Annotated in this window: 20 protein-coding genes; 11 read left to right on the forward strand and 9 right to left on the reverse strand. The window is 60.0% G+C overall.

The window, feature by feature from the left end; translation table 11 throughout:
• Positions 1-18: 18 nt before the first annotated feature.
• From AABM55_RS01480 to AABM55_RS01495, 4 genes are all read right to left on the reverse strand, one after another.
• Positions 19-291, reverse strand: a complete 273-nt coding sequence (locus AABM55_RS01480; protein ID WP_054595151.1) for an oxidative damage protection protein — start codon at positions 289-291, stop codon at positions 19-21.
• The gene (mutY, locus tag AABM55_RS01485) at positions 288-1,355 is read right to left on the reverse strand and encodes an A/G-specific adenine glycosylase (RefSeq protein WP_347928639.1); all 1,068 of its coding nucleotides are present in this window, start codon (positions 1,353-1,355) and stop codon (positions 288-290) included. Before mutY ends, AABM55_RS01480 begins: the two co-directional genes overlap by 4 nt.
• The gene (locus AABM55_RS01490) at positions 1,352-3,583 is read right to left on the reverse strand and encodes an AsmA family protein (protein ID WP_347928640.1); all 2,232 of its coding nucleotides are present in this window, start codon (positions 3,581-3,583) and stop codon (positions 1,352-1,354) included. The genes mutY and AABM55_RS01490 overlap by 4 nt, the downstream gene beginning before the upstream one ends.
• 82 nt (positions 3,584-3,665) lie before the next feature.
• Positions 3,666-4,064, reverse strand: a complete 399-nt coding sequence (locus AABM55_RS01495; RefSeq protein ID WP_054595154.1) for an acetyl-CoA sensor PanZ family protein — start codon at positions 4,062-4,064, stop codon at positions 3,666-3,668.
• Positions 4,065-4,336: 272 nt separating this feature from the next.
• Between AABM55_RS01495 and AABM55_RS01500 the strand changes: the two genes are divergently transcribed.
• The 7 genes from AABM55_RS01500 (at position 4,337) to AABM55_RS01530 (ending at position 10,107) form a co-directional block, all read left to right on the forward strand.
• Positions 4,337-5,998, forward strand: coding sequence for an OFA family MFS transporter (locus AABM55_RS01500; RefSeq protein WP_054595155.1), 1,662 nt, complete (start codon positions 4,337-4,339; stop codon positions 5,996-5,998).
• A gap of 238 nt (positions 5,999-6,236) precedes the next feature.
• A complete protein-coding gene (gene hisB, locus AABM55_RS01505) occupies positions 6,237-6,830 on the forward strand; it encodes an imidazoleglycerol-phosphate dehydratase HisB (protein ID WP_019691294.1) in 594 nt (197 codons plus the stop codon).
• Positions 6,830-7,468, forward strand: coding sequence for an imidazole glycerol phosphate synthase subunit HisH (gene hisH, locus AABM55_RS01510; RefSeq protein ID WP_347928641.1), 639 nt, complete (start codon positions 6,830-6,832; stop codon positions 7,466-7,468). Before hisB ends, hisH begins: the two co-directional genes overlap by 1 nt.
• A complete protein-coding gene (locus AABM55_RS01515) occupies positions 7,468-7,725 on the forward strand; it encodes a DUF2164 domain-containing protein (RefSeq protein ID WP_046815284.1) in 258 nt (85 codons plus the stop codon). The genes hisH and AABM55_RS01515 overlap by 1 nt, the downstream gene beginning before the upstream one ends.
• Before the next feature lie 42 nt (positions 7,726-7,767).
• A complete protein-coding gene (hisA, locus tag AABM55_RS01520; protein ID WP_054595157.1) occupies positions 7,768-8,505 on the forward strand; it encodes a 1-(5-phosphoribosyl)-5-[(5-phosphoribosylamino)methylideneamino]imidazole-4-carboxamide isomerase in 738 nt (245 codons plus the stop codon).
• Positions 8,506-8,514: 9 nt separating this feature from the next.
• A complete protein-coding gene (gene hisF, locus AABM55_RS01525) occupies positions 8,515-9,285 on the forward strand; it encodes an imidazole glycerol phosphate synthase subunit HisF (RefSeq protein ID WP_054595158.1) in 771 nt (256 codons plus the stop codon).
• 66 nt (positions 9,286-9,351) lie between these two features.
• Positions 9,352-10,107 carry an ABC transporter substrate-binding protein gene (locus AABM55_RS01530; protein WP_347928642.1) on the forward strand — a complete coding sequence of 252 codons (756 nt, stop codon included), beginning with the start codon at positions 9,352-9,354 and terminating at the stop codon, positions 10,105-10,107.
• Positions 10,108-10,271: 164 nt separating this feature from the next.
• Here the strand turns inward: AABM55_RS01530 and AABM55_RS01535 are convergent, their stop codons facing one another.
• The 4 genes from AABM55_RS01535 to gpmI form a co-directional block, all read right to left on the reverse strand.
• Positions 10,272-11,051, reverse strand: coding sequence for a divergent polysaccharide deacetylase family protein (locus tag AABM55_RS01535; RefSeq protein ID WP_347928643.1), 780 nt, complete (start codon positions 11,049-11,051; stop codon positions 10,272-10,274).
• 1 nt (position 11,052) lies between these two features.
• Entirely contained in the window at positions 11,053-12,372 is a 1,320-nt protein-coding gene (locus AABM55_RS01540; protein ID WP_054595161.1) for a S41 family peptidase, read from the reverse strand.
• A gap of 34 nt (positions 12,373-12,406) precedes the next feature.
• Entirely contained in the window at positions 12,407-13,702 is a 1,296-nt protein-coding gene (locus AABM55_RS01545) for a murein hydrolase activator EnvC (RefSeq protein ID WP_347928644.1), read from the reverse strand.
• A 256-nt stretch (positions 13,703-13,958) separates the two neighbouring features.
• On the reverse strand, positions 13,959-15,488 hold the full coding sequence (gpmI, locus tag AABM55_RS01550) for a 2,3-bisphosphoglycerate-independent phosphoglycerate mutase (RefSeq protein ID WP_347928645.1): 1,530 nt from the start codon (positions 15,486-15,488) through the stop codon (positions 13,959-13,961).
• Positions 15,489-15,639: 151 nt separating this feature from the next.
• On the opposite strand from gpmI, the gene AABM55_RS01555 reads away from it, so the two are divergent.
• The 3 genes from AABM55_RS01555 to secB are packed head-to-tail and all read left to right on the forward strand — an operon-like array spanning position 15,640 to position 16,848.
• Positions 15,640-16,053, forward strand: coding sequence for a rhodanese-like domain-containing protein (locus AABM55_RS01555; RefSeq protein ID WP_054595164.1), 414 nt, complete (start codon positions 15,640-15,642; stop codon positions 16,051-16,053).
• A 1-nt stretch (position 16,054) separates the two neighbouring features.
• Complete coding sequence (gene grxC, locus AABM55_RS01560; protein ID WP_019691307.1) at positions 16,055-16,309, forward strand: glutaredoxin 3; 255 nt, start codon at positions 16,055-16,057, stop codon at positions 16,307-16,309.
• Positions 16,310-16,365: 56 nt separating this feature from the next.
• Positions 16,366-16,848, forward strand: coding sequence for a protein-export chaperone SecB (gene secB, locus AABM55_RS01565; RefSeq protein ID WP_054595165.1), 483 nt, complete (start codon positions 16,366-16,368; stop codon positions 16,846-16,848).
• Between the two features lie 108 nt (positions 16,849-16,956).
• Here the strand turns inward: secB and AABM55_RS01570 are convergent, their stop codons facing one another.
• A complete protein-coding gene (locus AABM55_RS01570) occupies positions 16,957-17,412 on the reverse strand; it encodes a tRNA (cytidine(34)-2'-O)-methyltransferase (RefSeq protein ID WP_054595166.1) in 456 nt (151 codons plus the stop codon).
• Between AABM55_RS01570 and AABM55_RS01575 the strand changes: the two genes are divergently transcribed.
• Entirely contained in the window at positions 17,411-17,851 is a 441-nt protein-coding gene (locus AABM55_RS01575; protein ID WP_081013726.1) for a hypothetical protein, read from the forward strand. The two genes, AABM55_RS01570 and AABM55_RS01575, sit on opposite strands and share 2 nt — an antisense overlap.
• Positions 17,852-17,940 lie beyond the last annotated feature (89 nt).

The raw sequence follows: 17,940 nt of genomic DNA on the forward strand, positions 1-17,940 counted from the left end.
ACCCCCGTTTTTACGGGATTACTCGGCGGGTGGAACGTAGCCTTCGGCCTTGGCGTATTCCTCGCCGGAGAAGTACTTGTCCATCTCGCCCTGAAGATATTTACGGTCTTCGGCGTTCATCATGTTCAGGCGTTTTTCGTTGATCAGCAGGGTCTGGTGTTTTTGCCAGTCGGCCCAGGCCTTGGCCGAGACGTGGTCAAAAATGTCCTGACCTTTGGCGCCCGGGAACGGGGCGCGCTCCAGGCCTGGCAGTTCTTCTTTGTACTTGCGGCACATGATGGTGCGGGTCATGACGACTCTCCTGCGTTCAATACATCGGCCGCGCGCTTCAGCAGTTTTTTCACCGGGGCGGCAAGGCCCAGGCGCGGCGGGGTGGCGAGGTTATACCAGAGCCAGTCGGCCTCGGCCACGTGATGGCCGGCCTCCTGGACCTGGACCAGCCAGGGTTCGATAGCCAGTTGGAAATGGCTGAAGGTGTGGACCAGGCTCGGCAGTTCAACGTGCTTGCCCAGTTCCAGCGAGTGTTGCAGTGCCAGATGTTCCAGATCGCCAAGGTCGTCGAGTTCCGGCAGGCTCCACAAACCGCCCCACAAGCCCGTGGAAGGACGGCGGTAAAGCAGAATGGCGCCATCGCGGTTGGCGAGCATCGGCATCAGCGTGCGCTTTTGTGGCACGGATTTACGCGGTTTGGGGATCGGGTAGCGGGTCTCCAGGCCGAGCATGTGCGCTTCGCAGCCCTTTTCCAGCGGACATAGCAGGCAACTCGGCTTGCTGCGGGTGCAGAGCGTAGCGCCCAGGTCCATCATCGCCTGGGTGTAGGCGTTGACCCGATCATAAGGCGTGAAGCGCTCAGCGTTGGCCCACAGCTGCTTGGCAACCTTCGGTTCGCCGGGGTAGCCCTCTTGCGCGGTAAAGCGCGCCAGCACCCGTTTGACGTTGCCGTCGAGGATCGGTGCGCGCAGGCCCATGCTCAGGCTGGCGATGGCGCCCGCAGTGGACAGGCCGATGCCCGGCAAGTCGGTGAGCTTTTCGACATCCCGGGGAAACTCGCCGCCGTACTCGGCAACGACGATCTTCGCGGTTTTTTGCAGGTTGCGCGCACGGGTGTAGTAACCCAGCCCGGTCCACAGGTGCAGCACTTCATCTTCCGGCGCGGCGGCCAGGGCTTCGACCGTTGGCAGCGACGCCATGAACCGATCGAAGTAGTTCAGCACCGTGCTGACCTGGGTCTGCTGCAACATGATTTCCGAGACCCACACCCGATACGGGGTGATGCCCTGTTGCCAGGGCAGGTCGTGGCGGCCGTGGCGGTCATACCAGTCCAGCACCGCGGTTGAGAACTGCTCGGCTTTCATCGCTTGAACAACCCCTTGAGGGCGTTTTTCAGTTCCGGACTGACTTTGTCGCCGAGTTTCTCATCGATTTTTTCGCCGAGCTTGTCGCCCGCCAACTTGCCCGCGACCTGACCGAGACGCTCGTTATCCAGGCGGCAGGCCTTGGCACCGAGTTCCAGCGGGCCACGGCAGCGCAATGGCCACTCGATGCCAGCGTAACGCTCGTTGACCTGGCAGGCCGGGTCCGGCATGTCGCTCTTGTCGCCTTCGACGATGATGCCGATGCGGTAATCCATGCCCAGCACACGCAGGTCGACGTCACCGTTGCCGTTGACGGTCATGCCCGGAATGCGGACTTTCAGGTCTGGATTGCTGGCCACGCCATTGCGCAACGTCAGGTTGCCCTTGAGTTCCTGAAAAGGGGTGTCCTTGCCATGCGGTTCGCCACTGAGGGTTTTGTGGTTCAGGGTGGCGATGCCTTTGCACAGTTGTTGCTCAAGGTTGGCGTTGAGCAGCACGCCGTTATTGAGCACGAAACTGGCCGTGCCGTTGAGGCTGTCGATCAGTGCTTTCTGGCTGTTGCCGCTGGCGGTCAGGTTGCTGTTGAGCGTGACCAGACCTTTGACTGGCGGTTTTTTTCCTTGGCTTTCGAGAATGTTCTCCACCGGGACCTTGCTGATCTGCGTTTGCAGGCTCAGCAACGGCACGGGCTGACGAACATCGAGCGTGCCCTTGGCAGCGAAGTTGCCGTTGTAGAGATCGCCACGCAGGTTTTCCAGAGTCAGCAGGCCGCCCTGGCCAGTGGCTTTCAGCGCGGCGTTCTGGATCGACAGCTTGTCGAGGGTCAGTTGGCCGAAGGTCAGGTCGGCGTCCAGATCAAGCTTGCTCAGGCGTTCCGACGGAATCAGTTTGTCGCTGCTCCAGGCGCCTTTGGTCGGGGCGTTCGGCAGTGGTGTGCTGCCAGCGCCGGCCAGCGCGTTGGTCTCGGTGCTGCTGACTTCCGACTGACGAGCCACTGCAGCGCTGTTGGCTTCGGCGGATTTTGGCGGCAGGTAGCGATCAGCGTTGAAGGTGTCGCCCTTGAGCTGCACGCGCAATGATTGCTTGGCGAAATCCTCGACAGCGATACGCCCGCTGAAGCTGCTGTCGTCGACTTTCAGGTTGAGATCGTCCAGCACCACACTGCTCGGGGTGCCCGCGAGACGGCTGACCAGTTCGACTTTGCTCAGGCTGCCCTCGGCCATGGCCGGGAGTTTCTGGCCGATGCTGTCGACAAACTTCGCCAGGTCGAATTGCGCAATCGACACTCCGCCGCTGATTTGCGGGGTTTTGTCCAGGTTGTTGACTTTCAGCTCGCCAAGCGCACGCAACTGGTTGGCAGAGATCTTGATGCCGGTCCATTCGGCGACGTTCGCTGCTCTATCCAGCAACAGTTGACCTTGAGCGGCATAGGTCACGATCTTGCCTTGCAGCGGTTCGCCGGAGATTTCGCCTGCCAGTTTCATGTCTTCGAACTGGTAGCGCTGGAGGGCGCGTTCGAAACGCAACTCGCCATTGAGTTCAGTGCGCACCCGTACGTCCGGCTGGTTGCTGGCCAGAAATGCCGTCAGCTTGACCTGAATGTTGGTCGCGTCGTGCACCGGGCCGGTGCTCAGCTGGATGCTTTCGGCGCTGAATTGCTTGCCGGTTTGCTCATCGTTGTATTCAACCCGGGCGTTGTTCACGGTCAGGCTGTCGATGTCGAGACGAATCGGTTGGGCCGGTTTTTCCGCAGTGGTGGGTATTTCGGCAACCGGTTCGCTGGTGCTGCCGGTAGCTGGCGCATCCGCCTTGGCGGCGACGGGCGGGACCTTGCCAATGTCTTCCCAGTTACCGTGGCCATTCTTGTCACGGTTGAGGCGCAGGTTCAGGCCCTCGACGCGGACATCGCTCATCTGCACTTCACGGCGCAGCAACGGCAGCACCCGCACGGACAGGCCAAGCATTTGCAGGTCGGCAAACGGCTGGGTCGGGTTGGCCAGGGTCGCGACGCCGGCATCGTGCAGTTCAAGGCCGAGCCAGGGGAACAGGCTCCAGCCGATATCGCCATTGAGCGTCAGCTCGATGTGGGCCTTGTCGCGGGCAATTTGGCGGATCTCGTCTTTGTAGTCGTTGGGATCGAAGAAGTGGGTCAGGGCAAAGCCCAGCGCCACAATGATCAGCAACAACCCGAGAAGTACCAAACCCAGGATTTTGCCGAACGCTTTCATGGGCGAGTCCTTGTAATGAGTCAATGTCGAATTTAGCCAGGGAGTATAGCGCCCCGAAACCGACGACTGGTCAGTGATCGCTCTAGAGCTGGTCCAGCGGCAGTTTGAGCTTGGCAGCCAGTGCCTGGGCTTCGAGGTGCCCGGCCGGAGCCTGCAAGTGCAATTTGGCCCCCGCGAGCTCGGCCATTTTTTGCGCTTCGCTGACCAGGCGTTCAGCCACGCCACGGCGCCGGGTGATTTTTCGCACGCACAAATGGGATAGCTGCCAGATGTCCTGCTGTCGGTGCAGGCGTGCCGCGCCAAGCAGTCGGTCATTGAAGCGTCCAGCGATCAGCGAGCCGTCGCGCAGGCTGTGTTCAATCAATTGCAGTTCATCGTTGAACGGAGCAATCAGCCAGCGCGGAGCATCGTGGTAGATCTTCTGCAGATCCTGCTGATCCTGATAGCTGGGTTCGTTCAGCGATTCGACGACGATGGGCATAGGGTTTCCTGTGAAAGGGTTGTCCGGGTAATACCCGTCAATGGGTGAAACGGTTTTTTAGTGTGTGATCGGAACAGATGTCACACAAAAGGTGATATCAGTTTGGTTTTTCTGTCACGGGCAAATGGTAATCTTTGCCGTTCGTCGGTCCTTCTGCGACCTGTCGTCGCGCCGAGCGGAGCTCTACTCGATAAAACGGTCATGCCTGCGTGCAACAAGGCCGAGAGTGAAGAGTGTCTGGCGAACCATACTAATAATTGGGGGAAACACAAATGAGCACGAGTACCGAGGCGGGGATTATTCCCGCCCAGTCAGCGTTCCTGTCCAAGGAGCGGATCATCGCCAAGCCCGGTTTCAACCGTTGGCTGGTTCCACCGGCCGCGTTGGCCATTCACCTGTGCATCGGCATGGCCTATGGTTTTTCGGTGTTTTGGCTGCCGTTGTCCAAAGCCCTCGGCGTGACCGCGCCGGTGGCCTGCGCGCCAGACATGAGTTTTATTGCGCAGATTTTCTCGTCCCAGTGTGATTGGCCGATCTCGATGCTCGGCTGGATCTACACCTTGTTCTTCATCTTCCTCGGCTGCTCGGCAGCGATCTGGGGTGGCTGGCTGGAACATGCCGGGCCACGCAAGGCCGGTGTTGTTTCGGCGTTGTGCTGGTGCGGCGGTCTGCTGATTTCCGCGCTTGGGGTGTATACCCACCAGATCTGGCTGATGTGGATCGGCTCCGGCGTCATCGGCGGGATTGGCCTGGGGCTGGGCTACATCTCTCCGGTCTCGACGTTGATCAAGTGGTTCCCGGACAAGCGCGGCATGGCGACCGGCATGGCGATCATGGGCTTCGGCGGTGGTGCGATGGTCGGTGCTCCGCTGGCAGCAGCGCTGATGGGCCATTTCGCTTCGCCGGCTGGCGTCGGCGTGTGGCAGAGCTTCCTGGTGATGGCTGCGATCTACTTCGTGTTCATGATCGGCGGTGCGCTGTCGTACCGCGTTCCGCCGACCGGCTGGAAGCCTGAGGGCTGGACCGCCCCGGCGAAAAAAGCCGCGAACGCGATGATCACTCACCGTCACGTGCACGTTAACGTTGCGTGGAAAACCCCGCAGTTCCGTCTGGTGTGGCTGGTGCTGTGCCTGAACGTGTCGGCGGGTATCGGCATCCTCGGCATGGCGTCGCCGCTGTTGCAGGAAGTATTCGCCGGTAAATTGCTCGGCAACGATCTGACCTTTGGTCAGCTGGATGCTTCGCAATTGGCGTCGATCGCGGCAATCGCTGCCGGTTTCACTGGTTTGCTGAGTCTGTTCAATATCGGTGGGCGGTTCTTCTGGGCGTCGTTCTCCGACTACCTGGGCCGCAAAAACACCTACTTCGTGTTTTTCGCCCTGGGGTTTGCCCTGTATGCGTTGATCCCGAACCTTGGCCATCTGGGCAACATCGCGCTGTTCGTGGCGGCGTTCTGCATCATCCTGTCGATGTACGGCGGTGGTTTTGCGACGGTTCCGGCGTACCTGGCGGACCTGTTCGGTACGCAAATGGTCGGTGCGATCCACGGTCGTCTGCTGACTGCCTGGGCCGCTGCCGGCGTGCTCGGCCCGGTGTTGGTGAACTACCTGCGTGAGTACCAGTTGAGCATCGGCGTCGAACGCGCGGCTGCGTATGACATCACCCTGTACATCCTTGCGGGCCTGCTGGTGCTGGGTTTCCTCTGCAACCTGCTGGTGCGTCCGGTGGCGGATAAATACTTCATGAGCGATGCCGAGCTGGCCGTCGAACAGGCGCTGGGTCACGACAAAGGCGCGGACAGCACCACCGTGCTGGAGTGGAAAGCTTCCTCGGGCAGCGTGCCGTTGGCCATTGCCGCATGGCTGGTGGTGGGCATTCCGCTGGCGTGGGGCGTTTGGGTGACGTTGCAGAAGACAGCCGTCCTGTTCCACTAAACACATGACTCCCTTGTAGGAGCAAAGCTTGCTCGCGATGAACGATAACGCGGTGTGTCAGGCGTACTGTCATCGCGGGCAAGGACTCGGCGTCCCCCCGCTCCTACATGTCATGACAGGTATGCCCCCGGCGGCATTGGGTTCAGCCCGTCAGGGATATCACCTCGCGTGTTTCTGTTTGGCGTCCGCGCCCCTATAATGGTTGCCTTTTTCGCCCAATGATTTTGCGGAGCTGGTGATGGCCGAACGTAAGGCGTCAGTCGAGCGCGACACTCTGGAAACCCAGATCAAAGCCTCGATCAACCTGGATGGCACCGGAAAGGCCCGATTCAATATCGGTGTTCCCTTCCTTGAGCACATGCTGGACCAGATCGCCCGTCACGGGCTGATCGACCTGGATATCGAGTGCAAGGGTGACCTGCATATCGACGACCACCACACGGTGGAAGACGTCGGTATCACGCTGGGTCAGGCTTTCACCAAAGCCATCGGCGACAAAAAAGGCATCCGTCGTTACGGCCACGCCTATGTGCCGCTCGATGAAGCGCTGTCGCGCGTGGTCATCGACTTCTCTGGCCGTCCTGGCCTGCAGATGCATGTACCGTATACCCGCGCCACTGTCGGCGGCTTCGATGTCGACCTGTTCCAGGAGTTTTTCCAGGGCTTCGTCAACCACGCCAACGTCAGCTTGCACATCGACAATCTGCGTGGGCACAACACCCACCACCAGATTGAAACCGTGTTCAAGGCCTTCGGTCGCGCATTGCGCATGGCCGTCGAGCTTGATGAGCGCATGGCCGGGCAAATGCCTTCGACCAAGGGCGTTCTGTAATGCAGACGGTCGCGGTTATCGATTACGGCATGGGCAACCTGCACTCGGTGGCCAAGGCCCTCGAGCACGTCGGTGCCGGCAAGGTGCTGATCACCAGCGATGCCAGCGTGATTCGCGAAGCCGACCGGGTGGTTTTCCCCGGTGTGGGCGCGATTCGCGATTGCATGGCGGAGATCCGTCGCCTGGGCTTCGACTCGCTGGTGCGTGAAGTCAGCCAGGACCGTCCGTTCCTCGGCATCTGCGTGGGCATGCAAGCCTTGCTCGAACGCAGTGAAGAAAACGACGGCGTCGACTGCATCGGCCTGTTTCCCGGCCAGGTGAAGTTCTTCGGCAAAGGTCTGCATGAAGACGGCGAACACCTGAAAGTCCCGCACATGGGCTGGAACGAAGTGAAGCAGACGGTGAGTCATCCGCTGTGGCACAACATTCCGGACCTGGCGCGTTTCTACTTCGTGCACAGCTACTACATCGCCGCCGGCAATCCGCGTCAGGTCGTGGGTAGTGGTCACTACGGCGTCGACTTCGCCGCAGCGCTGGCCGAAGGTTCGCGTTTCGCTGTGCAGTTCCACCCGGAGAAGAGCCATACCCATGGCCTGCAATTGCTGCAGAACTTCGCTGCGTGGGACGGTCGCTGGTAATGGCCGTCAAGAAAAAGCCGCCGATCCTCACGCTCACACCCGAGCAAGAGAACGAGGCCAACAGCAAGATCAAGCGTTTCATGGAAGACCGCTTCGAACTTGACCTTGGCTCGTTCGAGGCAGCTGAAATTCTTGAGCTGTTTACCCGCGAAATTGCTCCGCACTATTACAACAGGGCGATTTTCGATGTGCAGGCGCACCTCAAGGAGAGGTTCGAAAGCATCGAAAGCGACCTGTGGGCGCTCGAGAAAAACTGATTTCCGAGCAACGCTGAAAAATCGAATTTAAAGGTTTGCCAGATGCTGATTATTCCCGCTATCGATCTTAAAGACGGTGCCTGCGTACGTCTGCGCCAGGGCCGCATGGAAGATTCCACAGTGTTCTCCGATGACCCGGTGAGCATGGCTGCCAAGTGGGTGGAGGGCGGTTGCCGTCGCCTGCATCTGGTCGACCTGAACGGCGCCTTCGAAGGCCAGCCAGTCAACGGCGAAGTGGTCACTGCGATCGCCAAGCGCTACCCGAACCTGCCGATTCAGATCGGTGGTGGTATCCGCTCGCTGGAAACCATTGAACACTACGTGAAAGCGGGCGTGAGCTACGTGATCATCGGCACCAAAGCCGTTAAAGACCCGGCCTTCGTCGCCGAAGCCTGCCGCGCCTTCCCGGGCAAAGTTATCGTTGGTCTGGATGCGAAGGACGGTTTTGTCGCCACCGATGGCTGGGCTGAAATCAGCACTGTGCAGGTTATCGACCTGGCGAAGCAGTTTGAAGCCGACGGCGTGTCTGCGATCGTTTATACCGACATCGCCAAAGACGGCATGATGCAAGGCTGCAACGTGTCGTACACCGCAGCACTGGCCGCCGCCACGCGGATTCCGGTGATTGCGTCCGGCGGTATTCACAACCTCGGTGACATCAAGTCGCTGCTCGACGCCAAGGCGCCGGGGATCATCGGCGCCATCACCGGCCGGGCGATTTACGAAGGCACCCTCGACGTCGCTGAAGCGCAAGCTTTCTGCGATTCGTACAAAGGCTGAGGACTTACCATGGCGCTGGCCAAACGCATCATTCCTTGCCTGGACGTGGATAACGGCCGGGTCGTCAAAGGTGTGAAGTTCGAGAACATCCGTGACGCCGGCGATCCGGTGGAAATCGCCCGTCGCTACGACGAGCAGGGTGCCGACGAGATTACTTTTCTCGACATCACCGCCAGCGTCGATGGCCGCGATACCACGTTGCATACCGTCGAGCGCATGGCCAGCCAGGTGTTCATCCCGCTGACCGTCGGCGGTGGCGTGCGCACCGTGCAAGACATCCGCAACCTGCTCAATGCCGGCGCAGACAAGGTCTCGATCAACACCGCGGCGGTGTTCAATCCAGAGTTTGTCGGCGAAGCGGCGCAGCATTTCGGCTCGCAGTGCATCGTTGTCGCCATCGACGCCAAGAAGGTTTCACTGCCGGGCGAAACCCCGCGCTGGGAGATCTTCACCCACGGCGGTCGCAAACCTACCGGGCTGGACGCGGTGGAGTGGGCGAAGAAGATGGAAGGTCTGGGTGCCGGCGAAATCCTGCTGACCAGCATGGACCAGGACGGCATGAAAAACGGCTTCGACCTGGGCGTCACGCGTGCCATCAGCGATGCACTGGGGATTCCGGTGATCGCTTCGGGCGGCGTCGGCAATTTGCAGCATCTGGCTGACGGCATTCTTGAAGGCCACGCCAGTGCGGTGCTGGCAGCGAGTATTTTCCACTTCGGCGAATACACCGTACCGGAAGCCAAGGCCTACATGGCGCAACGCGGTATCTGCGTCCGATAAAGGCCAGTGGACAGCATGGCGGGCTCAGGGCAAGCTTGGGCACGCCATGGATTCCGGTAAACCGTCATGCTCAAACGTCTTCTCCTGGTACTCGCCAGCGCCTCGTTACTACTGGCTGGCGCTGCACGTGCTGCAGAAAAAACCGGCCCCGATCTGGTGCTGCTGACGGAAAACTTCCCGCCGTACAACATGGCGAAGAACGGCAAGAACTTCGCTCAGGAAGACAACATCGATGGCATCGCCGTGGACATCGTCCGCGAGATGTTCAAGCGCGCCGAAATCACTTACAGCCTGACACTGCGTTTCCCTTGGGAGCGGATCTACAAACTCGCCCTGGAGAAACCCGGGTATGGCGTGTTCGTCATGGCGCGACTGCCGGACCGCGAGAAACTCTTCAAATGGGTCGGCCCGATTGGTCCGGACGACTGGATCATGCTGGCCAAGGCTGACAGCAAGATCACCCTCGAGTCGCTGGCGCAGGCGCGCAAATACAAGATCGGCGCCTACAAAGGTGATGCGATCGCCGAAACGTTGGCCAAGCAGGGTCTGAAACCGATCGTGGTGCTGCGCGATCAGGACAACGCGAAGAAGCTGGTCAATGGCCAGATCGACCTTTGGGCGACGGGAGATCCTGCTGGCCGTTACCTCGCTCGGCAGGATGGCGTGACGGGCCTCAAGACCGTGCTGCGTTTCAACAGTGCCCAGCTTTATCTGGCGCTGAACAAAGACGTGTCCGACGAAATCGTCGCCAGGCTTCAGGCCGCGCTGGATCAGTTGCGCAAGGAAGGCGTGGTGGACGACATCATGGCGCGGTATCTGTAAGGTCCTGTGGCGAGGGGGCTTGCCCCCGTTTGGGCGCAAAGCGGCCCTAAAACCAAGCACCGCAGTGATTCAGACAGAACGAGTGGGTATCTTTTACGACTGCTTCGCCCGAGCGCGGACCGGCCGACGTGGGCAAGCCCCCTCGCCACAAGAGCGAATCCTTTTCAGCGGTAAACCCCGTCCTTCCCGTGCCCAACCATCGCCTTGTTGCTGCGCACGCTGATCATCAACTTGATATCGATCCAGTCGATGCCCTGGGCCTTGAGCTTGGGCAGTTCGCGCTCAAGCACCGCCAGGGTTTGTGGATAGGGGTGGCCGATCATCACCGCAGAGCCTTGCTTGTGGGCCAGGCTGATGGCGGTCTGTAGCTGAGTGAAGATTGCGTCCTCGGTGCGCTCGTCATCGAGAAACACATCTCGCGAAACACTCGCCAAACCGATCTTCTGCGCCTCGGCGGCGGCGACGGTCTGGGCGCTGGTACGGCTGTCTACAAAGAACTTGTGCCGACGTTGCAGTTCGGCCATCAGCCAGGTCATGGCCGGTTGCTGGGCGGTCATGCGGCTGCCCATGTGGTTGTTGATGCCGCTGGTATAGGGCACGGCGTTGAACGCCGCACTCAGGCGTTTTTCCAGCTCTTCGATGGGGAGTTCGGGATGCCAGGCGAACGGGCCGGTGGCCGGGTCCATGGGCATGTGCAGTATGACGATCTTGCCGGCGTGGTGGGCCTCGCGGGCAAATTCGGCAGCGTGGGGAGTGTCGGGCATGATTGCCGTGGTCACCGGTCCGGGCAGCGCCAGCACACGGCGGTCGCGCGGCAGGTTTTGCCCGAGGTCATCGATGATCAGGCTCAGGTAGGCCTTGTGTGGTGCCGCCGTCTCGGCAGGCGCCGCGTGAGCAGCACCCGCCAGACAGCACAGCAGGCTGAGGATGACCCGCAAGCGCATCTCAGTGGCCGCGGGTGATGCTCAGGCCTTTGAGCAGGCTCAGGGCCTGGGCCAATTGGTAATCGTCGTCCTGTGGCATCGGTTTGGCTTTGCCGCTGGACTTGGTTGGCTTGTCGGCGCCGCCGTTGCCATTGCCCAGGTGACCTTGCAGATCGGCTTCCTTGAAGTATTCGCCGTCCTGCTCGTTGGTGATCTTGGCCTTGCGCACTTCGATGTCCGGAACGATGCCCTGGGCCTGGATCGAGCGCCCGTTCGGCGTGAAGTACAACGCGGTGGTGATCTTCAGCGCACGGTCGTTGTTCAGTGGCAGCACGGTTTGCACCGAGCCTTTACCGAAGCTGGTGGTGCCCATGACCACTGCGCGTTTTTGATCTTGCAGGGCGCCGGCGACAATTTCCGAGGCCGAGGCGCTACCGCCGTTGATCAGCACGACCATTGGCACCGCTTCGCTTTCGTCCTTGCCGGTGGCAGTGAAGCGCAGCTCAGAGTTGGCGATACGGCCCTTGGTGTAAACGATCAAGCCTTTGGTGATGAAGTGGTCGACCACTTCGACCGCTGCTTGCAGCACGCCGCCCGGGTTGTTGCGCAGGTCAAGCACGATGCCGCTGAGCTTCTTGCCATTGTCCTTGCGCAACTTGGCCAGGGCCTTGGAGACCTCTTCACCGGTCTTGACCTGGAACTGGGTGATGCGGATGTAGGCGTAGCCCGAATCCAGCAACTGGCTCTTCACGCTCTTGACCTGGATGGTCGCGCGGGTCAGCGTCACGTCGAACGGTGCACCACCATCGCGCACCAGAGTCAGAGTGATCTTCTCGCCGATCTTGCCGCGCATCTTGTCCACGGCTTCGGTCATGCTCTGGCCGCGGGTTGGCTGGCCGTTGATCTTGACGATGAAGTCACCCGCCTGGATGCCGGCTTTTGAGGCAGGGGTGTCATCGATCGGCGAAACGACTTTGATGAAACCGTCTTCGGCGCCGACTTCGATGCCCAGGCCGCCGAATTCGCCGCTGGTGCTTTCCTGCAACTCGGCAAAGTCTTCCGGGCCGAGGTAGGCGGAGTGTGGGTCAAGGTTGCTGAGCATGCCCTTGATGGCATTTTCCAGCAGGGTCTTGTCGTCAACCGGTTCGACATAGGCAGCCTTGATCCGGTCCATGACCTCGGCAAAGGTGCGCAGCTCTTCCAGCGGCAATGGCGCCTTGGTGGTCGCAGCAGTGCCCGCAGGCGCAACCGCCGGGGCCGGTTGAGCGGCAAACGCCAACGGCGCACCGATCACCAGAGCGATCGTCAGGGCCAGCGAATTGAGGCGGGACAAATGCAGCATGTCGAACGAACTCCTAATGTAGGTGACTCAACGCCTATCCTTGCGCGCGGCACCATTGTGCTGGATCACTCGGGTGACCCTGCTGACGAATAGCGAAATACAGTGCAGGAGTGTCCTGGCCACCACTGTTACCGACAGTGGAGATGGATTCACCGGCCTTGACCACATCACCGGCCGCTTTAAGCAGCGTCTGGTTGTGGCCGTACAAACTCAAAAAACCATTGCCGTGGTCGAGGATCACCAGCAAACCGGCACCGCGCAACCAGTCGGCAAACACCACGCGACCGCCGTGTACGGCATGCACCTGGCTGCCTGCAGAGGCGCTGATCATCACGCCGTCCCACTTGGTTCGGGCATCGTCACCACGGGTTTCACCAAAACGCGCAAGCAATCGACCATCGACAGGCCACGGAAGTTTTCCGCGGGCGGAAGCAAAGGGCCCGCCGAAGGACTCGCCGGCACTTGAAACCAGTGCGCCGGGTGTCGACTTGACGGGCTTGCGTGGGGCATCAGTAGGGGCCTCAGCCCGGGCCTGAGCCTCACGTAAACGCTTTTTTTCGGCTTCCTGCTGGGCGATCAGCGCTTTTTGTCGCGCTTCTTCTGCCTCACGGGCCTGGCGGGCCAGGGTTTCCTCGATGGTTTTGAGTACTTTAGACAGATCGGCCTGATCCTGCTCGCGGGCTTGTAGCTTCTGGTCGCGGGCTTTCACGTCGTCGTTGAGCTTGGCCAGGACTTGCTGACGCTCCTTGCGGACTTTGTCGAGTTCGTCACGCTGGCTGTCGAGGCTGCTTTTCTGCACCAGCAACTGGGCTTGTTGCTGGGCGATATCCTGCTCGACGTTGGCCAGCTGGCGCAGGGTTTCGTTGAAATTCTTCAACTGCTCCAGGCGTGCCTGGCTCAGGTAGTCGTAATAGGTGAGGGTGCGGGCGAATTTTTCCGGGTTCTGCTGGTTGAGCAGCAGCTTCAGGTACTCCTGACGGCCGTTCTGATAGGCCGCGCGGGCCTGAATGGCGATCAGTCGTTGCTGTTCAATGCGCGCGCTCTGGAGTTTTTTTTTCTCACCATCGAGTCGCTGTATCTCGGATTCGCTTTTCTTCAGCTCTTTTTGCAGTGCATCGACCTGCTTTTCGAGCTTGCCCATCTCGGTCTCGGTGCCTTTGAGGTCCTTTTGCACGCCGGACTTTTCTTCCTGCAACTTGCCCAGCAGCTTTTTCAGCTCGGCAATATCCTGACGCGTGGCGTCCAACTGTTGTTGGGTTTGCGCGCGTTCATCGGCAAACGCCGGATGGAGCAGGCAGGTCAGGGCAAGGGCAATCAGGGCGCGAAGCATAAAGGCGGGCGACACCAGGGGAAAAAGGACAGCCTAGTATGCCCGGCCAAGGCTGTAAAAAAAACGTCCATTTCTGGCTGTGTGATAACTGGACTGAAAAACGCCGAAAACCAATGTGGGAGCAGCCGGGCGACGTTCGTTTGCTCGGGATGGCGCCTTAACATTCAACTGTGAAGTTGGTGTCAGATTGCTATCGCGATCAGGCGAACGTCGCCCGGCTGCTCCCACAGGGTTTAGCAGCGTTTGAAAGCCTTGATCACACCAGAATCGACGTACCCGTCATTTCGGCAGGCTTCGCAAGGCCCAGCAACATGAGCATGGTCGGTGCCACATCCGCCAGTACACCGCCTTCGCGAACCTTGAGGTTGCGTTTACCGACGTAGATGAACGGTACTGGTTCCGTGGTGTGAGCGGTGTGCGCCTGGCCGGTGGATTCGTCGGACATTTGCTCGACATTGCCATGGTCGGCGGTGATCAGCGCTTCGCCGCCGACCTTTTCCAGGGCATCGACGATGCGACCGACGCACAGGTCCAGGCACTCGACGGCTTTCACCGCGGCATCGAACACGCCGCTGTGGCCGACCATGTCGCCGTTGGCGTAGTTGACCACGATCACGTCGTAGCGCTGGTTTTCGATCGCGTCGACGATCCTGTCGGTGACTTCCGGTGCGCTCATTTCTGGCTGCAAGTCATAGGTGGCGACTTTCGGCGACGGGATCAAGATGCGTTCTTCGCCCGGGAATGGCTCTTCGCGACCACCGGAGAAAAAGAAGGTTACGTGAGCGTATTTTTCGGTTTCGGCGATGCGCAGTTGGGTTTTGCCGTTTTTCGCCAAATAGTCGCCCAGCACGTTTTCCAGGCTGCCCGGCGCAAAGGCTGCCGGTGCAGGAATGCTGGCGGCGTATTGGGTCAGCATGACGAAACCGGCCAGTTTCGGCTGGCGCGCGCGCTCGAAATCCTTGAAATCGTCTTCGACGAATACCCGGGTCAGCTCACGGGCGCGGTCGGCGCGGAAGTTCATGAATATCACGGCGTCGCCGTCTTCGACCTTGACCGGTTCACCGATGGTGGTGGCTTTGACGAATTCGTCGCTTTCGCCACGCTCGTAAGCGGCTTCCAGGCCTTGCTGGGCGGTGGCGGCGTTGAATTCGCCGTTACCGTCAACGATCAGGTTGTAGGCCTGGGACACGCGATCCCAGCGGTTGTCGCGGTCCATGGCGAAGTAACGGCCAATGATGCTGGCGATCCGGCCTTTGCCCAGCGTCTTGAACGCTTCATCCAGCAGCTCGATCGACGACTGTGCGCTTTTTGGCGGCGTGTCGCGGCCGTCGAGGAAGGCGTGCAGGTAGATCTTCTCGGCGCCGCGCTTGAAGGCCAGTTCGGCCATGGCGATCAGGTGATCCTGGTGGCTGTGCACGCCGCCTTCGGACAGCAGGCCCATGAAGTGCACGGCTTTGCCGGCAGCAACGGCTTTATCCACGGCAGCGCAGATGGTCGGGTTCTCGAAGAATTCACCATCGCGGATCGCTTTGGTCACGCGGGTGAAGTCCTGATACACCACGCGGCCTGCGCCGAGGTTCATGTGGCCGACTTCCGAGTTGCCCATTTGCCCGTCCGGCAGGCCGACGTCCATGCCCGAACCCGAGATCAGGCCGTTCGGTACGGTGGCGTACAAACGGTCGAGGACCGGCTTTTTGGCCGTGAACACGGCGTTGGATTCCTGGCTTTCACTGTGACCGAAGCCGTCGAGAATAATCAGGACCAAAGGTTTAGGCGTGGTAGTCATGGATTCCACTCTGGCTTAAGTTAAAGGTGCGATGGAAAAAGGGAGTGGCAGTTTAAAGCGAAGTTCAGACCGCGTCACCGCCGGACGGGGTTTGGCCCACCATAGTGGCTGTGTATACTGGCCGACATTTTAACGCCCTGGAACCTCCTTGATGGTTGCTCACCTGATTGAATTTGCCACTAACCACTATCTGCTCGTCGGTATCTTCGTCGTACTGCTGGCGTTGTTGATCGCTCGCGAGATGAGCCGTGGCGGCCGTAGCCTCAGCACCGCTGAGCTGACTGCGCTGGTCAACAAGGACCAGGGCGTGGTTGTCGATATCCGTACCACCAAGGATTTCGCCGCCGGTCACATCGTTGGCGCGCTGAACATTCCGCAGGACAAACTGACCGCTCGCGTTGGCGAACTGGAAAAGCACAAGGCCAAGACCATCATTCTGGTCGACGCCCTGGGCCAGCATTCCGGTACTCACGCTCGCGAGCTGTTGAAGTCCGGTTTTACCGCAGCCAAGCTGTCCGGCGGGATCTCCAGCTGGAAAGCCGACAATCTGCCGCTGGTGAAGTGATATGAAAAACGTCGTCGTCTACTCCAGCGATTACTGCCCCTACTGCTCCCGAGCCAAGTACCTGCTCGAGAACAAGGGCGTAGCCTTCGAAGAGATCAAGGTCGATGGCAAGCCGCAGGTGCGTGCCGAGATGGCCCAGAAAGCCGGACGTACGTCCGTGCCGCAGATCTGGATCGGCAGCACCCACGTTGGTGGTTGTGATGATTTGTTTGCCCTGGACCGCGCCGGCAAGCTCGACGCGCTGCTCACGGCCTGACTGAACCCTTAAGATCAGCAAACCCTACAAGACCCCAAGATCAGAAAGGATCTGAGATGACTGACCAACAGAACACTGCTGCTACTGAAGAAGAAACTGCACCGCAATTCTCCTTGCAGCGCATTTATGTGCGTGACCTGTCCTTTGAAGCTCCGAAAAGCCCGGCGATCTTCCGCCAGCAGTGGGAGCCGAGCGTTGGTCTGGACCTGAACACCCGTCAGAAAGCGCTGGAAGCCGACTTCCACGAAGTGGTGCTGACCCTGTCGGTTACCGTGAAAAACGGTGACGAAGTGGCGTTCATCGCTGAAGTTCAACAGGCCGGTATCTTCCTGATCAAGAACCTCGACGAAGCCTCGATGAGCCACACCCTCGGTGCTTTCTGCCCGAACATCCTGTTCCCGTACGCTCGCGAAGCCCTGGACAGCCTGGTGACCCGCGGTTCGTTCCCGGCCCTGATGCTGGCCCCGGTGAACTTCGACGCCCTGTACGCGCAAGAAATGCAACGCATGCAGCAAGACGGCGCCCAGACCGTTCAGTAAGCGTTCGATGCCGCAACGAAAAAAGCGCCGTAACAGGCGCTTTTTTTATGGTGTCGAGTATTGATCGTTCCCACGCTGTGGGAACGATCATGTACGGGGGGTCGAGGGTTATTTGAAGCCTAGCTGGCGCCAGCCTTCGTACACGGCCACCGCCACGGTGTTGGACAGATTCAGGCTGCGGCACCCTTCGCGCATCGGCAGGCGCAGGCGCTGTTCGGCAGGCAGGGCGTCCAGCACCTCGGCTGGCAGGCCACGGCTTTCCGGTCCGAACAGGAAGGCATCACCCTCGGCGAAGCTGGCGTCGTGGAACAGCCGGGAGCCCTTGGTGGTGAAGGCGAACACGCGCGGATGACCAAGACTTTCCAGGCAGCTTGGGAGATCAGCATGGCGCTGCAAAGTGGCATACTCATGGTAATCGAGGCCGGCCCGGCGCAGGCGCTTGTCGTCCATCTCGAAGCCCAGCGGTTCGATCAAATGCAGGTGGCAGCCACTGTTGGCGCACAGCCTGATAACGTTGCCGGTATTCGGCGGAATTTCTGGTTGAAAAAGGATGACGTGAAACATGCACGGCTCCGAAGGTAAAGATGGGCAGCATTCTACGCCTGAAGAGGACCCAAGACCGAAGCTATTCCCTCGGGTGATGGCCTCATTGGCGATTGTCGGCGTCATGGTCGGGATGATGATCGGTCGCCTGACCGAGCCCGACCCTACAGTATTGCAACAGGTTGAGGTCGAACCCGATGGCTTGGTGGTGTGGTTCAACAATGAACCCAAGACCCACGGCGAGTTCATCGACGGTAGCGTCGCGTTGCTGTTCGAGGCTGAGGGCAAGGCGCAAAACGGTCAGTTGAAGCTCAACGGCAAGGACGTGAACTGGCGGGTGCGATTGAGTGATAAGGGCTTGTTGCTGACGCTGGTGGCGGCCCGCCCCTTGAAGGGGGAGTGGGCCGGTAGCGAGGTCAATGACCGCTGGCGGTTGGAGGTCCATCTCCAGGAGCAATAAAAGAGGGAATCCCCGGCCTGCCTGTACCAAGGTTCCCCAAAACGGGAGGGGTTCGTCGCGGTCTGCGTGATGAACCCCGGATGTAAAGA

This window comes from Pseudomonas helvetica, from assembly GCF_039908645.1.
GTDB classification, from domain to species: Bacteria; Pseudomonadota; Gammaproteobacteria; order Pseudomonadales; family Pseudomonadaceae; genus Aquipseudomonas; species Aquipseudomonas helvetica.